Source organism: Photobacterium gaetbulicola, from assembly GCF_003025515.1.
In the GTDB taxonomy this organism is placed as follows: Bacteria; Pseudomonadota; Gammaproteobacteria; order Enterobacterales; family Vibrionaceae; genus Photobacterium; species Photobacterium gaetbulicola.
The window spans coordinates 34047-50902 of record NZ_PYME01000019.1 but is presented as its reverse complement, the minus strand read 5'-3'; the positions used below and the strand labels follow the sequence as shown (position 1 = coordinate 50902).

The 16856-nt window shown below is 56.2% G+C and carries 12 protein-coding genes and 1 riboswitch; of the genes, 10 read left to right on the top strand and 2 right to left on the bottom strand.

Features of this window, described 5'->3' with window-relative positions; all coding sequences use genetic code 11:
- Positions 1-8: 8 nt before the first annotated feature.
- The 6 genes from leuC to thiQ all read left to right on the top strand — a co-directional run bounded on the left by leuC (position 9) and on the right by thiQ (position 6623).
- Positions 9-1442, top strand: coding sequence for a 3-isopropylmalate dehydratase large subunit (gene leuC / locus C9J03_RS16810; RefSeq protein ID WP_044624289.1), 1434 nt, complete (start codon positions 9-11; stop codon positions 1440-1442).
- 16 nt (positions 1443-1458) lie between these two features.
- The gene (gene leuD, locus C9J03_RS16805) at positions 1459-2061 is read left to right on the top strand and encodes a 3-isopropylmalate dehydratase small subunit (protein WP_044624290.1); all 603 of its coding nucleotides are present in this window, start codon (positions 1459-1461) and stop codon (positions 2059-2061) included.
- 166 nt (positions 2062-2227) lie between these two features.
- Positions 2228-3010 (top strand): DUF547 domain-containing protein, encoded by a 783-nt coding sequence (locus tag C9J03_RS16800; RefSeq protein ID WP_044624291.1) that lies wholly within the window; start codon positions 2228-2230, stop codon positions 3008-3010.
- Positions 3011-3089: 79 nt separating this feature from the next.
- Positions 3090-3211: riboswitch (TPP riboswitch) on the top strand.
- A 109-nt stretch (positions 3212-3320) separates the two neighbouring features.
- Entirely contained in the window at positions 3321-4301 is a 981-nt protein-coding gene (thiB, locus tag C9J03_RS16795) for a thiamine ABC transporter substrate binding subunit (RefSeq protein WP_044624292.1), read from the top strand.
- Positions 4302-4338: 37 nt separating this feature from the next.
- Complete coding sequence (gene thiP / locus C9J03_RS16790; protein ID WP_162845576.1) at positions 4339-5904, top strand: thiamine/thiamine pyrophosphate ABC transporter permease ThiP; 1566 nt, start codon at positions 4339-4341, stop codon at positions 5902-5904.
- The gene (thiQ, locus tag C9J03_RS16785; RefSeq protein WP_044624294.1) at positions 5904-6623 is read left to right on the top strand and encodes a thiamine ABC transporter ATP-binding protein; all 720 of its coding nucleotides are present in this window, start codon (positions 5904-5906) and stop codon (positions 6621-6623) included. The genes thiP and thiQ overlap by 1 nt, the downstream gene beginning before the upstream one ends.
- A 70-nt stretch (positions 6624-6693) precedes the next feature.
- On the opposite strand, the gene C9J03_RS16780 is transcribed toward thiQ, so the two are convergent.
- The gene (locus C9J03_RS16780; RefSeq protein WP_039456360.1) at positions 6694-8070 is read right to left on the bottom strand and encodes a PhoH family protein; all 1377 of its coding nucleotides are present in this window, start codon (positions 8068-8070) and stop codon (positions 6694-6696) included.
- A 346-nt stretch (positions 8071-8416) separates the two neighbouring features.
- Here C9J03_RS16780 and rapA point away from each other — a divergent pair, with 346 nt between their 5' ends.
- The 3 genes from rapA (at position 8417) to C9J03_RS16765 (ending at position 13216) form a co-directional block, all read left to right on the top strand.
- On the top strand, positions 8417-11335 hold the full coding sequence (gene rapA / locus C9J03_RS16775; protein WP_044624295.1) for an RNA polymerase-associated protein RapA: 2919 nt from the start codon (positions 8417-8419) through the stop codon (positions 11333-11335).
- A gap of 145 nt (positions 11336-11480) precedes the next feature.
- Positions 11481-12194, top strand: a complete 714-nt coding sequence (gene rluA, locus C9J03_RS16770) for a bifunctional tRNA pseudouridine(32) synthase/23S rRNA pseudouridine(746) synthase RluA (RefSeq protein WP_044624296.1) — start codon at positions 11481-11483, stop codon at positions 12192-12194.
- A 68-nt stretch (positions 12195-12262) separates the two neighbouring features.
- Entirely contained in the window at positions 12263-13216 is a 954-nt protein-coding gene (locus C9J03_RS16765; protein ID WP_044624297.1) for a D-2-hydroxyacid dehydrogenase, read from the top strand.
- Positions 13217-13398: 182 nt separating this feature from the next.
- On the opposite strand, the gene djlA is transcribed toward C9J03_RS16765, so the two are convergent.
- Positions 13399-14244 carry a co-chaperone DjlA gene (djlA, locus tag C9J03_RS16760; protein WP_044624298.1) on the bottom strand — a complete coding sequence of 282 codons (846 nt, stop codon included), beginning with the start codon at positions 14242-14244 and terminating at the stop codon, positions 13399-13401.
- A gap of 201 nt (positions 14245-14445) precedes the next feature.
- Here djlA and lptD point away from each other — a divergent pair, with 201 nt between their 5' ends.
- Entirely contained in the window at positions 14446-16806 is a 2361-nt protein-coding gene (gene lptD, locus C9J03_RS16755; protein WP_044624299.1) for an LPS assembly protein LptD, read from the top strand.
- Positions 16807-16856: the final 50 nt, after the last annotated feature.

Genomic DNA, 16856 nt, shown 5'->3' with positions numbered 1-16856 from the left:
AACGAGCAATGTCTACGACCAAAGCGCCTCAGACGCTATACGAAAAAATCTACGATGCCCACGTTGCGGTTGCCGCCGAAGGCGAGAACCCGATCCTATACATCGACCGCCATTTGGTGCACGAGGTAACTTCACCGCAAGCCTTCGACGGCTTGCGTGAAAAAGGCCGCAAGGTACGCCAGGTGGGCAAAACCTTCGCCACCATGGACCACAACGTCTCGACCCAGACCAAAGACATCAAGGCCTCTGGCGAAATGGCCAGGATCCAGATGGAAACCCTGGCCAAGAACTGTGAAGAGTTCGGCGTCACCCTTTATGACTTGAACCACAAATATCAAGGCATCGTCCATGTCATGGGCCCCGAGCTGGGCATCACCCTGCCGGGCATGACGATTGTCTGTGGTGACTCGCACACCGCGACCCACGGTGCATTCGGCTCACTGGCCTTCGGTATCGGAACTTCGGAAGTCGAGCATGTACTGGCGACCCAAACCCTCAAGCAAGCCCGCGCCAAGACGATGAAAATCGAAGTCAAAGGCAAGGTGGCTGAAGGCATTACCGCCAAAGACATCGTACTGGCAATCATCGGCAAGACCACGGCAGCCGGCGGTACCGGCCACGTGGTGGAGTTCTGCGGTGAAGCCATTACCGACCTGACCATGGAAGGCCGCATGACGGTCTGCAACATGGCTATCGAGCTCGGTGCCAAAGCCGGTCTGATCGCCCCAGACCAAACCACTTTCGATTACATCAAAGATCGCAAGTTCTCACCGGCGGGTGACGATCTAGAAGCAGCTATCGAATACTGGAAGACCCTGAAAACTGACGACGATGCCAAGTTCGACACCGTGGTCACCCTTGATGCCAAAGACATCAAACCGCAGGTCACCTGGGGCACTAACCCAGGCCAAGTGATTGCTGTCGTTCAACCCATTCCGGCGCCGTCTGACTTTGCCGATCCGGTCGAGCAAGCATCTGCAGAAAAAGCATTGGCTTACATGGGCTTGGAAGCCGGCAAGAAGCTGTCTGACTTTGCTATCGACAAAGTATTCATCGGCTCTTGTACCAACTCGCGTATCGAGGACATGCGTGCCGCCGCGGCCATTGCCAAAGGCCGCAAAGTCGCCGCCAACGTACAGGCATTGGTCGTTCCTGGCTCGGAGCAGGTGAAAGCTCAGGCTGAAAAAGAAGGCCTGGACAAGATCTTCATCGAAGCCGGTTTTGAATGGCGCCTGCCGGGTTGTTCAATGTGCCTAGCCATGAACAATGACCGCCTGGGCCCGGGCGAGCGCTGCGCCTCAACCAGTAACCGTAACTTCGAAGGCCGTCAGGGCCGTGACGGTCGTACCCACTTGGTGAGCCCAGCGATGGCGGCAGCGGCGGCGTGTGCCGGCCACTTTGTTGATATTCGCGAACTAGACAACGTTGCAGTGACGGCTTAAGAGAAGGAACGAGACAATGACAGGATTTAAACAACACACCGGTTTGGTCGTTCCTTTGGATGCCGCCAACGTCGATACCGATGCCATCATCCCCAAGCAGTTTCTGCAGAAAGTGACCCGCACTGGTTTTGGCAAGCACCTGTTCCATGACTGGCGCTTCCTCGACGATGCCGGCGAGCAGCCAAACCCTGAGTTTGTGATGAATGCGCCACGCTACCAAGGTGCCAGCATTTTGCTGGCACGCGAAAACTTCGGCTGTGGCTCATCTCGCGAGCATGCCCCATGGGCACTGGCCGATTACGGTATCCAGGTGATGATCGCACCGAGCTTTGCCGATATCTTCTACGGCAACTCGATCAACAACCAGATGGTGCCGGTTCGCCTGACCGAGCAGGAAGTCGATGCGATCTTCCAGTACGTCGAGGCCAACGAAGGCGCGGAGATCACGGTAGACTTGGAGGCGATGCTGGTGACAGCCAACGGCAAGCAGTACAGCTTCGAAATTGACGAATTCCGTCGCCACTGCCTACTGAACGGCTTGGACAACATCGGCCTGACCTTGCAGCACGAAGACAAGATTGCCGAGTACGAGAGTAAGATCCCTGCGTTCTTGGCATAACGTCATCACCGTATTCGCTCCATACAAGTAACACTACCGCCCCAGTTCATTATGGCTGGGGCGTTTTTTGCCTTTTTTGCAATAAGATCTTGGTATATCGGGTCGACTAAGCTAGTGACACCCAGGTAATTTGTATTCACTTGGCAGAAATAACCGAGGATACCCTATGCGTCTTTTTATCAGCCTGCTGCTTCTCATCTTATCAGCGAGTACCTTTGCTGCCCCCAAAGCCGCTCTCTGGCCCTACTGGCAGCAATACGCCACTACCGACTCGCAAGCGGTTGACCACAGCCGCTGGCAGCGCCTGCTCGATGAGTATCTGGTTGTCCAGCCCAACCAAACCCTGTTTCGCTATAACCGGGTATCAGATGGCGACAAGTACGAACTAAACCGCTACCTGCGCGACCTGGCCAGGCTGGATCCGCACCAATTAAACCGCAACGAGCAATTTGCTTACTGGGTTAACCTTTACAACGCCCAAACCGTCAAATTGATCCTCGACAATTACCCCGTGTCATCCATCACCAAGCTGGGCGGCTTTTTCAGCTTTGGCCCCTGGGATGAGCAAGTACTTACCATTAACGGCAAGCGGTTGTCCCTCAACGATATCGAGCACCGCATCTTGCGCCCGATCTGGCGCGACCCGCGCATCCATTATGCGGTCAACTGTGCCAGCCTAGGCTGTCCGGATCTCCAACCGGAGGTATTTACGGCCAGCAACCTCGAGCGCTTGCTGGACAAGGCGGCCACCCGCTTTATCAACAGCCGCAAGGGCGTCAACCCGCAGGACGACAAAACCCAGTTGTCTTCGATTTATGACTGGTACGGCAGCGATTTCGGCTCGACATCCCAACTTCAAAAACACATCAACCAATACCGCCAAGGAGCCCCCATTACCCTTGGCAAAGTCAGCTATGACTACGACTGGTCGCTCAATGAAGCCAAATAGCCTGCCGCTCCCCGAGCCTGATCCAGCATAATCATACGTTCCTGCTGGCAACCCGCTGTCCGGCACATTACAATAACAGGCGTTCTCATTGGGGAGCGCTTGCCTGGTAAATGCCATGAGCAAGCTGCTGAGATTGCTGCGGCAAGACCCACAGAACCTGATCCAGTTAGTACTGGCGTAGGAATTGAGTTCGATACGGTAATCCGTCTTATCCCGCCGGGTTGGCATGATGCCTGCCTGCGGCTCAACCCTGTGCCGCTCGTACGATTATTTTTCCTCTTGCCGGACGCAAGAGCATCAGGAGCGCATAGTGAAAAAATTACTCCCACTCGTTACTTTGGTCGCCATGCCGGCACTGGCTGCGGACAACACCCTTACGGTTTACACCTACAGCTCTTTCGCCTCTGACTGGGGGCCGGGACCAGCTATCGAACAAGCGTTCGAGGCACAGTGCGAATGCAACCTGGAATTTGTCGCCCTGGATGACGGGGTGTCGATCCTCAACCGTGTCCGCCTCGAAGGCAAGCGCACCAAAGCCGATGTATTGCTTGGGCTCGATAACAACCTGATTGCCGAGGCCAAGAAAACGGGCCTGCTGGCCGAGCACCAAGTGGACACCAGTAAACTCACCCTGCCAAACGGCTGGAGCGATACCACCTTCGTGCCTTACGACTATGGTTACTTTGCCTTTGTCTATGACCGCACCAAACTGGACAACCCGCCGAAAAGCTTGGATGAGCTGGTCAGCCGTGATGATCTGACTATCATCTACCAAGATCCGCGCACCTCGACGCCGGGCCAGGGCCTGATGCTATGGGTAAAGTCAGTCTATGGCGACCAGGCACCGCAAGCCTGGCAGCAGCTGGCCAAGAAAACAGTCACGGTTACCAAGGGCTGGTCTGAGGCCTACAGCATGTTCCTCAAGGGCGAGTCAGATATGGTGCTCTCTTACACCACCTCGCCTGCCTATCACCTGATTGCCGAGCAGGACGATAAATACCAGGCCGCCGACTTCAGCGAGGGCCATTACATGCAAGTGGAAGTGGCGGCCAAACTCAAAACCAGCCCTAACCAGACGCTGGCCGACGAGTTTCTTGCCTTTATCCTGACCCCGGAGTTCCAGTCCGTGATCCCGACGGGCAACTGGATGTATCCGGTAACGGCTGTCGCCCAGCCAGCCGAGTTCAAGGTTCTCACCCTGCCGGGCAAGGCCCTGGAGTTTTCTGCCGAGGAGGTTGCCAAGCAACGCAGGAACTGGGTACGCGAGTGGCAACAGGCTCTGACCAAGTAGCAGGCACTCACTTTTGAACACACGCAATACCCAACTGATGCCCGGCCTTGTCACCGCCGGGCTTATCCTGTGCCTGGTGATCAGCGCCCTTGGTGCCCTGGTCAATGAGGCCAGTGCTCTCGACATTGCCTCGCTATGGCACGATCCCTACCTACGCCATATTACCGGTTTCTCCTTTACCCAGGCCCTGCTTTCAACCCTACTGAGCACGCTGCCGGCGATCCCGGTTGCCTATGCCCTGTCACGCCGGCAATTTCCCGGCAAAGCCTTGCTGATGCGGATCTTTGCCATGACCCTGGTGCTGCCGGTACTGGTCGCGGTATTCGGCCTGCTGGCGATCTACGGCAACAATGGTGTGCTAACCGGGGTACTGGCAATGCTGGGCTGGCAGGGCAGCTTTTCACTCTACGGCCTGCAGGGGATCTTGTTGGCCCATGTTTTCCTCAACCTCCCTCTGGCAGCACGGCTGTTTGTCCAAAGCCTCGAAGGGATCCCCTTTGAGCAGCACCAATTGGCCACCCATCTCGGTATGTCGAGCTGGCAGACCTTCCGCTTCGTTGCCTGGCCACGACTGCGCCAGCAACTTCCCCATGTCGTCAGCCTGATCTTTATGCTGTGCTTTACCAGCTTTGCGGTCATCATGGCACTGGGCGGCGGCCCCAAGGCAACCACGATTGAGCTGGCTATCTACCAGGCCCTGCGCTACGACTTCGACCTGGCCGGCGGTGCGATTCTCGCCCTGTGGCAGATGCTGCTGTGTTGCAGCCTGGTGCTATTGAGCCAGCGCTTTGCCAAGCCGCTGGCGACCTCGAGCCAATCCATCACAAGCCGGCGCCAGAGCCAGTTTGACAGTCTGGCCAGCCGCTGCTGGGACTGGGGCTGGATCGGGTTGGCCCTGCTGCTGGTACTCCCCCCGCTGATTGCGGTCATCCTTGCCGGGTTCAACAGCCAAACCCTCACCTCGCTGCGCAGCCCCGGGCTGTGGCAGGCAGTATTCAACTCACTGCGGATCGCCAGTCTGGCTTGTCTTTTGGCAGTGGTTGGCGGGGTGGCAATCCTTCTGACCAGCAGGCAATGGCGGCTTCGCCACCAGCGCTGGCAGGCTGATGGCCTGGATCTGATCGGCACCATTATCCTGGTCACGCCGGGGCTGGTCCTGAGTACCGGGATCTTCCTGCTGCTGCGCCAGTTCACCGATGCGTTTGCCGCCGCTTTCTGGGTTGTCATCGCAGTCAATGCCCTGATGGCGCTGCCGTATGTACTCAAAACCCTCAGCCAGCCCATGCTCCACGTTGCCCAGCAATATGATCCCTTGTGCCAAAGCCTCGGGATGGCCGGGCTATCGCGGCTCAAGCTGGTGGAATGGCGGGCCTTGAAAAAGCCATTTGCCCAGTCTCTGGCGATCGGCTTTGTCCTGTCACTCGGTGACTTGGGCGCAATCGCGCTGTTTGGCAGCCAGGATTTCCAGACCCTGCCACTGTATTTGTTCCAGTTACTCGGCAGCTACCAGATGGACGCCGCCGCCGTGGCTGCCCTGATCCTGCTCACCCTTAGCCTCGGTCTCTTCTCCTTGGTTGAAAAACTGATCATCCGGACTCCATGATGTTAATTTTGCAGCGCCTACAACATTGCTTCCATCACCCCAAGCAACCCGGCCAATCTACCCAGCTCTGTTTCGACCTCAGCGTAGAGACCGGAGATATTGTCGCCCTGCTCGGCCCGAGCGGTGCCGGTAAAAGTACCCTGCTTGCCATGGTGGCAGGCTTCCTCGCCCCCGACAGCGGCACGCTGACGGTCAACGGCCAGCCTATCGTCCAGCAGCACCCGGCCCAGCGGCCGCTCTCAATCTTGTTTCAGGAGCACAACCTGTTCCCCCACCTGAGTGTGTATGAAAATATCGGCCTCGGCTTGAACCCGTCCCTCAAGCTCAGCAACGAACAAAAAGAGCAAGTGGTGGTCGCCGCGGCGAAAGTTGGGCTCCAGGGCTACCTTGACCGCCTGCCGGAGCAACTCTCCGGCGGCCAGCGCCAGCGGGTGGCATTGGCACGCTGCCTGATCCGCCAGCGCCCTCTACTGCTGCTTGATGAGCCGTTCTCGGCCCTGGATCCGGCACTGCGCAAGGAAATGCTGGAGCTGGTCAGCAAACTGGCCCGGGAGCAGGGAACGACCGTGCTGATGGTCACCCATAGCCCAGAAGATGCCCTGAAAATTGCCGACAAGTGCGCCTTTATCTACCAGGGGCGGGTGAAGGTGTTTGGTCCGTGCCGGGACGTTTTGGCCGCCTCCAGCGATCCTGCCCTGGTACATTACCTCGGCCACTGAGGGGCATGAACGGAAAAGCGAGCCAGATGGCTCGCTTTTGCTAATAGGTTACAGATAAGACCTGCAGGTACTACAGGTTTTCCTCGGCGAACTCAGCCAACCGGCTGCGGACAACGCCATTGAGGTAAATATTGGCACTGCCCTCGAAATTCTTGAAACGCTCGACGATATAGGTCAAGCCCGACGTAACAGGAGACAGGTAACTGGAGTCAATCTGGGCCAGGTTACCGGAACAAACCAGCTTGGTGCCCTCCCCGCAGCGAGTGATGATGGTTTTGATCTGGGAGGCGGTGAGATTCTGACACTCATCCAGTAATACAAATGCATTCTGGATAGAGCGCCCGCGCATAAAGTTAATCGATTTAAATTGAATATTGGCCTTGTCGTAAATGTACTTCATCGAGCCATCGGTACACACATCGTGTTTGTGCAGAGCCTCCATGGTATCGGTGACCGCCGCCAGCCATGGCATCATTTTTTCCTCCTCGGTACCGGGCAGGTAACCGATAGATTCGGCAATCTCAGGGGTGTTACGGGTCACGATGATCTTGTCGTACATCCCTTTTTCAATCACTTGCTCCAACGCGGCCGCCATGGCCAGAATGGTTTTACCACACCCGGCAGGACCCGTTAGGATCACTAGGTCAATCTTCGGATCCATCAAGGCATCCAGGGCCATGCCCTGATAGATGTTTTTCGGGTGGATCCCCCAGGCCTGGCGGCTTAGCATCCGCTCGTGGCCGATATCTTTCAAGGTCAGGGTTCCTGCGTCAATCGACTGGATCCGGCCAGCAAAGTCACTGTCCTCGTCAATCAGGTATTGGTTGATAAATGGCGCCTCGAACAACTCCGCTGGCAGAGTATGCACGGTCGAGCGTCCTTTCTTCTCCGAATAGCATTCACCGACCCGCTCCCAGAAGTTGCCACTGAACTGATAGAACCCCTTGGTCAGCATCTTGACATCGTCAATCAGCTGGTCGGTGCGATAGTCGTCGACAAAGCAGACCCCGGCCCCTTTGGCACGCAGCCGCATATTAATGTCTTTGGTGATCAGTACCACTTCTCGCGGGGCGTAGTGGGCTTGGAGAAATAGTACGCCATTGAGGATACGGTTATCCCCGGCCTTGTCGGCAAAGGCGTGGACCGTTTCGGTGACTTCGTAATCGGCAAAAATGGCAACCTTGCCAAGCTCGCCGCCTTGTGGGCTGAGGGGAATACCCTCGGCGATTTGCTCGGGGGTGGCGTCATGAAAGATGTCTTCCAGGGTGCGGATGGCAACCCGGGCATCACGGGAAACATCCCGTTTACTGTCCTTGATGCGATCGAGCTCTTCGAGCACCGTCATCGGAATAACAACATCATGCTCTTTGAAGGAATAAACTGCGAGGGGCTCATGAAGCAGAATATTGGTGTCTAGAACGAAAACTTTCCTGCCAGCTTCATCCATAGGTACCTCCTTGGTAACAAAACGGTGGGTGCACCACCAGGGTATTTCCTGTGCCCGCCAAACGGGAGTAATACTATTTAAGACCGGAGATAATTAAAAAAATGTGACAGTTACAGTTTGGTACTTTCTTGTCACAATGACCGTGACCTTGCTCACGGCTTGCAGTAACATTACTCCCCTTTTTACCGGTGCGGATTCTGGCTTACACTTATATACCGATACTCACTGCCAGCGGCAGCTGATGGATACCATCTAGTACGGTATTACTTTGAGTGTAGTTCATAAATGCTGGTGCATCGGCTTAGCATTTTCCTTAATTTCAAATAATTAGAAGGTTTTTACCACTATGCCATTTGCTTTGGGCCAACGTTGGATCAGTGATACTGAAAGTGATCTGGGTCTAGGTACGGTCGTGGCTGTCGATGCCAGAACCGTGACTCTGATGTTCTCAGCCAGTGAAGAGAACCGACTTTATGCGCGCAATGATGCCCCCGTGACCCGTGTAATGTTCAATGTCGGTGATGTGGTTGAAAGCCATGACGGCTGGTCGCTCAATGTCGAACAGGTCGACGAAACTGGCGGCGTCTTTACCTACATCGGTACCCGTACCGATACTGGCGAAGAAAATGTCGCCCTGCGTGAGATTTTCCTTAGCAACCAAATCCGCTTCAACAAGCCGCAGGACAAACTGTTTGCTGGCCAGATTGACCGGATGGACCGCTTTGCGTTGCGCTACCGCGCGCTCAAGAACCAGTACGAACAACACAAGAGCCCGTTGCGTGGTCTGTGCGGCATGCGTGCCGGCCTGATCCCCCACCAGCTGTACATCGCCCATGAAGTCGGCCGCCGCTATGCGCCGCGCGTTCTGCTGGCCGATGAAGTCGGCCTGGGTAAAACCATCGAGGCCGGGATGATCATCCACCAGCAGGTGCTCTCTGGCCGCGCAGAACGTATCTTGATCCTGGTGCCGGAAACCCTGCAGCATCAATGGCTGGTGGAGATGATGCGTCGTTTCAACCTGCACTTCTCGATTTTCGACGAAGAGCGCTGTGTCGAGGCGTTTGCCGATTCAGCCAACCCTTTCGACACCGCCCAATACGTGCTGTGTTCATTGGACTTCCTGCGCAAGAGCCGCCGCCGCTTCGAGCAAGCGCTGGATGCCGATTGGGATCTGCTGGTGGTTGATGAAGCCCACCACCTTGAGTGGAGCGAAGACAAACCGAGCCGCCAGTACCAGGTGGTAGAGGAGCTGGCCGAAAAGGCACCGGGTGTGCTGCTGCTGACCGCAACCCCGGAGCAATTGGGCCACGAGAGCCACTTTGCCCGCCTGCGCCTGCTCGACCCGGATCGTTTCTACGACTACGAGGCTTTCGTCGAAGAAGAGCGCCAGTATGCCCCGGTCGCCGATGCGGTATCCCGCCTGCTGTCTGGTGAGAAGCTCGACAACGACGCCAAGAATACCTTGGTGGAGCTGCTGCCAGAGCAAGATATCGAACCGATGCTGCGCATCATCGAAGCCGCTGATGTTGATACCGAACAACAGCAGACCGTTCGCCACGAGCTGATCGACAACCTGATGGACCGCCACGGTACCGGTCGCGTGTTATTCCGAAACACCCGCGCCGCTATCAAGGGCTTCCCGCAGCGCCACCTCAACATGTACCCGCTGGAATTGCCGTCGCAGTACCAGACGGCCATGCGCGTTGCCAGCATGATGGGCGGCAAAATGAGTGTGGAGCAAAAGGCTTTCAAGCTGCTGTACCCTGAAGATATCTACCAGGAGTTCGAAGGTGACTCTGCGACCTGGTGGCACTTCGATCCACGCGTAAACTGGCTGTTGGATATGCTCAAAGCTAACCGCCAGGAAAAAGTGCTGGTGATCTGCTCTCGCGCCCAAACAGCCCTGATCCTCGAACAGGCTCTGCGTGAACGCGAAGGGATCCGTGCCACCGTGTTCCACGAAGGCATGTCGATCATCGAACGCGACAAGGCTGCCGCCTACTTCGCCCAGGAAGAAGACGGTGCTCAGGTACTGCTGTGTTCTGAGATTGGCTCGGAAGGCCGCAACTTCCAGTTCGCCAACCAGTTGGTGATGTTCGATCTACCGAACAACCCGGATCTGCTCGAGCAGCGGATCGGCCGTCTTGACCGTATTGGCCAGAAGCGTGATATCGAAATTCATGTGCCGCACCTACAGGGCACCTCGCAAGCCCTACTGGCCCGCTGGTACAACGAAGGTCTTAATGCCTTTGAAGAAACCTGTCCGACCGGCCGTGCCGTGTACGATGCCTTCAGCGGCGATCTGCTGGAGCTGCTGGCCAGCGACAAGCCTGACGGCGACCAACTCGATGAGCTCATCGAAAAAAGTGCGTCAATGCACCATGAGCTCAAGGGCAAGCTGGAGCAAGGCCGTGACCGCCTGCTGGAAATCCATTCCAACGGCGGCGCTGACGCCCAGAAGCTGGTTGAAGAGATCAGCAGCAAAGACGGCGACACCAATCTGGTGACCTTTGCCCTTGGTCTGTTCGATACTATCGGCCTGAACCAGGACGACAAAGGCGAGAACGCCATTGTGGTAACCCCGTCTGAGCACATGATGGTGGCGAGCTACCCAGGCCTGCCTTACGATGGTTGTACCATCACCTTCGACCGTGACACCGCGCTATCACGTGAAGATCTGCACTTCATCAGCTGGGAGCACCCGATGATCCAGGGCGGTATCGACCTGCTGCTGTCCGAAGGTGTCGGTACCACGGCGGTATCGCTGCTGAAGAACAAGGCGCTACCTGCGGGTACCTTGCTGCTTGAGTTGGTGTATGTGGTTGATGCCCAGGCACCGAAGCAATCCGGTATCGGCCGCTTCCTGCCGAAGACACCGATCCGCATCTTGCTAGACGCCAAGGGCAACAACCTGTCGGCCAAGGTCGAGTTCGAAGGCTTCAACCGCCAGCTGAGCCCGGTTAACCGCCACCTTGGCAGCAAGCTGGTGAACTCGGTGCAGAAAGATATTCACACCTTGATTGAAAGTGCTGAACAAGTGGTATCCGGTGAGCTGGTTGCTATCCGCGACGCAGCCCAAGCCGAGATGGAAGCAACGCTACGCGCAGAGCTGGATCGTCTCCAGGCTCTGAAGGCGGTCAACCCGAATATCCGTGACGACGAGCTTGAGCTGATCGAAAACCAAATCGAGGAGCTCACCGGCTACATCGCCAAGGCGCAGATCCAACTGGACTCGCTGCGCCTGATCGTGGTCAGCCACGGCTAACCGCCCACCCGTATCGCAACTGCCAGCCGCCTTCACAGGCGGCTTTTTTGTTTCAGGCGCATTACGCCGCGGGCAATTATGCTATTATCGCCGCCTTCCAATTTCACGGCCTCTTTTACCGGCCCTTATAGCGGACCCTGCGACCATGAGCACACTGCCAGAGATTGATTACAACCCACCCAAAGATCCTTGGTTGGATGTCCTGTACCAGGACGACGATATCATTGCCGTCAACAAGCCGTCAGGCATGCTCTCGAACCCAGGCCGTGATCCTGCGTTCCATGACAGTATCTATTCTCGGGTATTGGCCGGCTTCCCTGACTCGCACATCATCCACCGCCTTGATATGGCCACCTCAGGCTTGATTGTCCTCGCCCTGAACAAAGAGGCCGAACGCGATCTCAAGGCCCAGTTCCGCGAGCGCCGCACCGAAAAGGTCTATTATGCCCGTGCATTCGGCCATATCGAGCAAGACAGCGGGACTATCGACCTGCCGCTGATCTGCGACTGGCCAAACCGGCCGAAGCAAAAGGTCTGCTTTGACGACGGCAAGCCTTCCGTCACTCACTATCAAGTCCTTGAGCGAGGCAACAACACCAGCCTGGTCCGCCTGCGTCCGATCACCGGCCGCTCCCACCAGCTGCGGGTTCACCTGCTTGCCTTGGGCCATCCGATCCTCGGTGATGGCTTCTACGCCCACCCGGAAGCCAAAGCGATGGCCCCGCGCCTGCAGCTCCATGCCGCAGAGCTGAGCTTCTTCCACCCGCGCAGCGGGGCGCCGATGCACCTGTTCGCGCCGTGTGAATTCTTTACCGGGGCACCGCAAAAGACCCTACCGGATCACTATTCCAAACCCTAGGGGTTGAGTTGGCCGCCGAGGATAGTGTGTACTAAGCCCACTATCCTCGATCCTATATTTGGCTAACCATGGAACACATTGTCTTTCTCGACCGCGACACGATACCGGACCACATCGCTCTTCCTTCCCCGGAGTTTGCTCACCAATGGACACAGTATTCATCCACCCGCCCCGAACAGGTCATCGAACGGCTCAGGGATGCAACCATCGCCATTACCAATAAAGTGGTTCTTGATGCAGCAATCCTAGCCCAACTGCCAAAGCTCAAGATGATCGCCATTGCCGCCACCGGCACCAACAACGTTGATCTGGCATACTGCCGCCAGCAGGGCATCACAGTGAGCAATATCCGTGGCTACGCCATCGACTCGGTACCCGAGCACGCCGTTGCCATGATGTTCGCCTTGCGCCGCAACCTATTGGGCTATCATCGTGATATCCAGCAAGGCGTCTGGCAGGAAAAGAAGCAGTTCTGCTTTTTCACCCACCCTATCGGTGATATTCGCGGGGCGACACTGGGGCTTATTGGCAGTGGTGGCTTGGGGCAAGCAATGGCAGCACTCGGCCGTGCGCTGGGGATGAAAGTGATCTTTGCCGAAAGAAAGGGCGCGGAGGCCTGCCGTGAGGGCTACCTGCCGTTCCATACAGTCCTGGCACAGGCCGATGTGCTGAGCCTGCACTGTCCGCTGACTAACGAGACGCGTAACCTGATAGGCAGTGGCGAGCTGGAGCAAATGAAAGATAGTGCCATTTTGATCAACACCGGCCGGGGGGGATTGGTCGACGAGCAGGCTCTGGTCGACGCCCTCCGCTGCGGAGAAATCGCCGGTGCCGGGTGCGACGTGTTCACCGAAGAGCCGGCTGACGATGACAACCCGCTAATAGCCAACAGCGACTTGCCCAACCTATTACTTACGCCGCATGTCGCCTGGGGCTCAGACAGTGCCATCCAGGCCCTGGCCAACCAGCTTGTCGACAACCTCAATGCGTTTGCCGCCGGCATACCGCAGAATCAGGTTTGATGGGTACGCTCCGGCCCTAAAAAGCAAAAAGGCGAGACCAACGGTCTCGCCTTTTTTGTGGTCCTGCGGTCCTGCAAGCAGGCGCAAAAATCGCAAGGTACTCTGTCACTAACGGTTACAAACTTTCGCTCTTAAACCATAGGTTCATAGAACCGCCTTTGCTCCCAAAGCACCGTTCTTCCTTATTTAAACCCCTTCTCCTTACGGATCAGATCGTAGGCTGCCTGTAGCTCCTGGGTTTTCTGCTTGGCCAACTCCATCATCTCCGGCGGCAAGCCCCTGGCCGCCAGCTTGTCCGGATGGTGCTCGTTCATCTGCTTGCGATAGGCCCGCTTGAGCTCCTGGGCGGAAGCCGTTTCCGGCACGCCAATCAACTCGAAGGCGTCAGCCAACTGGTCTTTAGTCGGTGCCTGGCGGAAAGCCCCGCCCTGTTGCTGGTATTGCTGATGGAAACCACCTTGCTGGAAACGGAACGCCGCTTCTTGCATATGCAGCCGCTGCTCCAACTGCTGGGCCGAAAAGCCCAGAATACGGGCAATGACATGGAGCAACTTGCGCTCGCTCGGATGCAATGAGCCATCAGCAAACGCCGCCTGGATTTGCAACTCGAGGAAAAACTGCAGCAAATCTGCCCGACCGGCACTGGCCTGGCGCACCCGCATCAGGGTCTCTTCCAATGGGAAGTGCTCTTCCTTGCCTTCACGGAAGGCCTCCTGGGCCTGACGACGTGCTTCACCTTGCAAGCCCATCCGATCCATATAGGCACTGGCGACTCGGATCTCTTCTTCGGTAACCCGCCCCTTGGCCTTGGCCACATGGCCCATGACGGCAAAGGCCGCATAAAAGAAGGCCGCTTGGTTTTCCGCAGAGCTATGCCCTCCGGAAAAACCGCCAAAGCCACCACCGTAATAAATTTTTGCACGCGCTTTATCGAACTTATGGCCCAAAAAGAGACCTAACAACAAACCAAACGGCCCGCCAAGGAGGAAGCCAAAAAATGCCCCAAGAATTTTGCCCCAAACCTGCATTCGCTACTCTCTGGTAATTTGCTAAATTTAGAAATATTTATTTTGCATTAAACCCGATAGCGAAAGCCAAAAAATGAGCCAAAAGATGCCGTCGGGTAGAATTTGCATTATCATAGCTGGCATTTACTGGGAAAGCTTGTCAAAACCCAGTCAACAATAACAAATGCGCTAAAAACTTTTATTACAGGAACGTTTAGTTAGATGTCATCAACTTCCCGCAGCTTACTGGCAACCATGATCAGCCTGGCACTTTTCGGCCCGACGGTGGCTTACGCAAACCAAGTCGCCCCAGAGACAACCAGTGGCGACGCTGCGGTCAGTGATGAAACTGACGAACTGGCAATGATTCGTGGTACCTGTATTGCCCCAGAGCAGATGCCGGCCGATCCTAACAACGAGCCAATCAAAGTCACCGCCGATCAAGCCGAGGCCCTCAATAACCAGAATGTTACTTACACCGGCGATGTCATCGTCCGCCAGGGTAACCGTACGGTTGTCGCCGACACGGCTAAACTGCAGCAACCAGAAAATATTGTCACCGCCGAAGGTAACGTCTACTTCCATGACGGTACCATCGAGGTGTATTCGGACCGTATCCAAAGTAACCTGGATACCGAAGACTCTCAGATGGACAATGCGGTTTACAACATGACCTGCGAAGCCGGCCGCGGTGAGGCTGAGCGAGTGACCAAAAACGGGATCTCCTACTACCGCCTGAAAAACGGCACCTACACCACCTGTCCACCGGGCGACAAAAGCTGGCAGTTCTCGGCCACCAGCATCGAGCGGGAGAACGACTCGCCCTTTGCCGATCTCTACAATGCCCGGTTCGAGGTCGCCGATGTCCCGGTATTCTACATGCCCTACCTTCGGGTTCCTGTCGGCGACGAGCGCCTGACCGGTTTCCTCTACCCGTCGGTCAGCTACGGCTCACGCGACGGCTTCGAGCTCGAAACCCCGTTCTATTGGAACATCGCGCCCAACTATGACATGACGATCACGCCGAAGTACATGAGCAACCGGGGTTTGCAGCTCAACTCCAAGTTCCGTTACCTCACCGAATTCGGCACGGGCAGCCTGTCCGGCGAGTACCTCGGCAATGACAAAAAGGACTCAGACAAAGATCCGCGTTGGGGCTTCAACTGGTCTCACAACGGCATGTATAACCAGCACTGGTTATTCGAGATTGACTACAGCAAGGTCAGCGATCCGACATACTTCTCAGATATCGACTCCAGTATCGGCGAGCGAGAAGACAACAACCTGCTGCAAACAGCTGAAGTGTCGTACCGTGACCGCAACTGGGATTCCACGCTCCGAGTCCGTGACTTCCAGCCGCTGACCCTCGGCGTTTCTTCAAGCTACCGCCTGATGCCCCAGGTGGAGGCGAACTATTACTACGAGGACATGCCGTACGGCCTGGACTTCTCCCTGAACAGCCATGTCAGCCGGTTTGAAAATGACAATCCAGACAAGCCGACCGCGGATCGGGTGCATTTCGAGCCGACGCTGACGCTACCATATGCCACCCCTTGGTGGTCGGTGACCAGCGAAGCCAAGCTGATGTACACCTACTACAACCAGGACTTTGATCCCAATGCCCAGGAAATCGTGGATAAAGGCCTTGAACTAAAAGACAGTGTCTCGCGGACCGTGCCGAGTATCCGTCTCCACAGCGGCCTGTACCTCGAGCGGGATACCCTGATCTGGGGCGACAGCTACACCCAGAGCCTTGAGCCGCAAATCCAGTACCTGTACGTCAAGGATGTGGAGCAGAAAGGGATTTACGATGCCTACGACACCACACTGATGCAAACCGACTACTACGGGCTATTCCGCGACAAGCGCTATTCCAGTGTCGACCGGATTGCCGCCGCCAACCAGTTTACCATCGGTGCCACGTCCCGCTACTTTGATAACCAATTCAAAGAGCGCTTCAATATTGCGGTGGGGCAAATCTTCTACCTCAATGATTCCGGCAGAAACCTGGATACTGACAACGAGACCAGCCCCAACTATTCGGCGACAGCGCTCGAGTCGGACTTTAACTACGATGACTGGCTGTTCTTCCATGGCGGCTTGCAGTACGACGCCAGCAAAAAAGATCTCCAGTTTGCCAACGGTGCGATTGAATACCGCGAAGGAGGCACCTTTAGCCAGCTGAACTACCGCTATATTTCTAAAGAGTACCTGCTCGATAACATCCTCGACGAGGAACAACTCAATCGCTATACCGAGGACGGTATCTCGCAGCTTGGCTTTTCAACCGGCTTCCCAATCTATGACGGGGTGACACTGCGCGGTGATTACTACCACGACCTGACCGAGAACCAGATGCTGGAAGGACAGATCAGCCTGAACTTCCGCACGGCCTGCTGGATGATCAGCCTGGGCTATAACGAATACCTGAAAACACGCCAGAATGTATCGTCGAGCCCAGCCGAATACGAGCGGAACTTCAGTATTTCGTTCAGCCTGATTGGCCTCGGCTTAGCCCCGATAGGCACCACCAGTGACAACAACTCGATCAGCTACGGTCGCCCTTTCTACCTCAATAATTAATAGATGGAAGGGCCTGCCCTTCCTATCAAGATTTAACGCGCCCCGGCGCA

Excerpts from the sequence above, each read along its gene's own strand:
- thiQ (WP_044624294.1), top strand. The coding sequence starts at position 5,904 with ATGTTAATTTTGCAGCGCCTACAACATTGCTTCCATCACCCCAAGCAA.
- djlA (WP_044624298.1), bottom strand. The coding sequence starts at position 14,244 with ATGCAGGTTTGGGGCAAAATTCTTGGGGCATTTTTTGGCTTCCTCCTT.
- C9J03_RS16765 (WP_044624297.1), top strand. The coding sequence starts at position 12,263 with ATGGAACACATTGTCTTTCTCGACCGCGACACGATACCGGACCACATC.
- thiP (WP_162845576.1), top strand. The coding sequence starts at position 4,339 with ATGCCCGGCCTTGTCACCGCCGGGCTTATCCTGTGCCTGGTGATCAGC.
- rluA (WP_044624296.1), top strand. The coding sequence starts at position 11,481 with ATGAGCACACTGCCAGAGATTGATTACAACCCACCCAAAGATCCTTGG.
- lptD (WP_044624299.1), top strand. The coding sequence starts at position 14,446 with ATGTCATCAACTTCCCGCAGCTTACTGGCAACCATGATCAGCCTGGCA.
- rapA (WP_044624295.1), top strand. The coding sequence starts at position 8,417 with ATGCCATTTGCTTTGGGCCAACGTTGGATCAGTGATACTGAAAGTGAT.
- leuC (WP_044624289.1), top strand. The coding sequence starts at position 9 with ATGTCTACGACCAAAGCGCCTCAGACGCTATACGAAAAAATCTACGAT.
- leuD (WP_044624290.1), top strand. The coding sequence starts at position 1,459 with ATGACAGGATTTAAACAACACACCGGTTTGGTCGTTCCTTTGGATGCC.
- C9J03_RS16780 (WP_039456360.1), bottom strand. The coding sequence starts at position 8,070 with ATGGATGAAGCTGGCAGGAAAGTTTTCGTTCTAGACACCAATATTCTG.
- C9J03_RS16800 (WP_044624291.1), top strand. The coding sequence starts at position 2,228 with ATGCGTCTTTTTATCAGCCTGCTGCTTCTCATCTTATCAGCGAGTACC.